This is a genomic window from Ornithinibacter sp., from assembly GCF_035443565.1.
Lineage (GTDB): Bacteria > Actinomycetota > Actinomycetes > Actinomycetales > Dermatophilaceae > Fodinibacter.
On sequence record NZ_DAORSO010000055.1, the window covers coordinates 1 to 2,164 of the forward strand.

Here is a 2,164-nt window from a genome sequence, read left to right on the forward strand (position 1 = left end):
GTGGAAGACGATGTCGTAGTGGTCGCGCTCGAGCGGGCTCGTCGGCGGCAGGATGACGTCCGCGTGGCGGGTGGTCTCGTTGACGTAGAAGTCGATCGCGACCATGGCGTCGAGCCCGGCGAGCGCCTCGTCGAGTCGGTGCCCTGCCGGCGTCGAGGACACCGGGTTGCCCGCGATCGTCAGCAGGGCCCGCACCTGGCCCTCACCGGGTGTCGTCATCTCCTCGGCCATGGCCGACACCGGGAACTCGCCGCCAAACCCGGGCAGTCCGCGCACGCGGGTGCGCTTGGTGCCGAAGCCCCCTGGCGAGAGCACCCCCCGCCCGATGAGGTCGACGGCCGGGGTCGTGAACATCGTGCCGCCGGGCCGGTCGAGGTTGCCCGTGAGGATGTTGATCGCCTGCACCGCCCACTGGCACACCACCCCGTGGGCCTGCGTCGACACCCCCATCCGCCCGTGGACGGCAGCCGACGGCGCGGCCGCGAGGTCCCGCGCGAGGCGGCGCACGGCATCCGCCGACATGCCGGACACCCGTTCGGCCAGTTCCGGGGTGAACCCGGCCACCGCATCGCGCACCCGGTCCATGCCGTGCACGTACTCGGCCGGGGCTGCGAGGTCGCCCTCCAGCAGTTCACGCACGATGGCGAGCAGCACCGCGGCATCGGAGCCCGGGCGGACGAAGTGGTGCTCGTCGGCGATCTTTGCAGTCTCGGTGCGGCGCGGGTCGAGCACGACGAGTCGCCCTGAGCGAGCGGCGAGCTCGCGGCGGCGCTGAGGGAAGTCGGGGACGGTCCACAGCGACCCGTTCGAGGCCGTGGGGTTGTGGCCGACGAGCACGAGCAGCGCGGTGCGGTCGATGTCGGGCACGGGCAGCAGGTACTGGTGGCCGTACAGCGCCCACGACGCGACGTGGTGGGGCAGCTGGTCGACGGAGGTGGCGGAGAACCGGTTTCGCGTGCGCAGCAGCCGCACGAGCGTGGGGTGGTGGGTCAGGGCGCCGAGGCTGTGGACGTTCGGGTTGCCGAGGTAAACCGCCAGCGCGTCGTCCCCGTGCTCGGCCTGCACCGCGCTGAGCCGCTGGGCGGCGTAGGTGATCGCCTCGTCCCACGACACCTCCTTCCACTCCCCCTGGGCGGTGCGCACCACCGGGGCACGCAGGCGGTCGGGATCGTCGTGGATGTCCTGGAGCGCAAAGGCCTTGGGGCAGATGTGCCCCCGCGAGAGCGGATCCTCCTCGTGCCCGCGCATCGAGACGATCGCGTCGGAGTCGTCGAGCTGCACCTCGAGCCCGCACATCGCCTCGCAGAGGGTGCAGGTGATGTGCCGGACGTCGCGGTCAGCCGGTGACGTCTTCGGCTGTGAGGTCATCGGCGGCGAGGGTCGAACGCCGGGACGGCCCGCTTCATGGCGGCCTCGCGGGCGATGGTCGTGTTCTTCGTCGCGAGGAGCTTGGCCTGTTCGATCCGCTCGCGCGCGAACGTGCGGCGGTCGGAGGAGGACCACGTGCGGCCGAAGAGGCGCTTGGTGGCGGCCACGGCATCCGGACTGCGGGTCGCGACCTGCTCGATGAAGGCGGTCGCCGCGGCGACCGGGTCCGCGTGCACTTCGCTGGCGAGCCCGAGGTCGACGGCGCGCTCACCGCTCACGACCTCGCCGGTCATCGTGAGCCGTTTGGCGACGTCCATGCGCACTTGTTGGGACAACGCCTGGATGCCGCTCATGTCCGGGACCAGCCCCCACTTGGCCTCGAGCACCGACCACTGCGCGTCGGCCGTCGTGAACCGCAGGTCTGCGGCCAGGGCGATCTGGAGGCCGCCGCCGTAGCAGTGACCGTGCACGGCCGCCACGACCGGGACCGGCACCCGCCGCCACGCCCAGCAGGCCTCCTGGAACAGGTTGGTCCCACGCAGCGGGTTCGGCACGAAGGATCGGGCAACCCGCGGCGGGTTCTTCAGCACCGTCGCGAAGTCGAGCCCGGCGCAGAACGAGTCGCCCTCGCCGGCGATGACCACCCCCCGCAGGGTGCGGTTCGCGCTGAGTTCACGGGCCGTGGCGACGAGGTCCTCGAGGGTGTCCAGCGTCAGCGCGTTGAGCTTGTCGGGGCGGTTCAGCCGGACCTGGGCGACGCCGCCCTCGACCCGGCACGTGAGGGTGCTCGGCATAC

2 protein-coding genes are annotated in these 2,164 nt (G+C 72.0%); both read right to left on the bottom strand.

The annotated features are described in order from the left end of the window. Positions 1-1,368, bottom strand: a 1,368-nt coding sequence (locus PLL68_RS07840; RefSeq protein ID WP_324533216.1) for a molybdopterin-dependent oxidoreductase, incomplete at its 3' end; no start/stop codon positions are given. Further along, positions 1,365-2,162 (bottom strand): crotonase/enoyl-CoA hydratase family protein, encoded by a 798-nt coding sequence (locus PLL68_RS07845; protein ID WP_324533217.1) that lies wholly within the window; start codon positions 2,160-2,162, stop codon positions 1,365-1,367. The genes PLL68_RS07840 and PLL68_RS07845, both read right to left, overlap by 4 nt. Positions 2,163-2,164 lie beyond the last annotated feature (2 nt).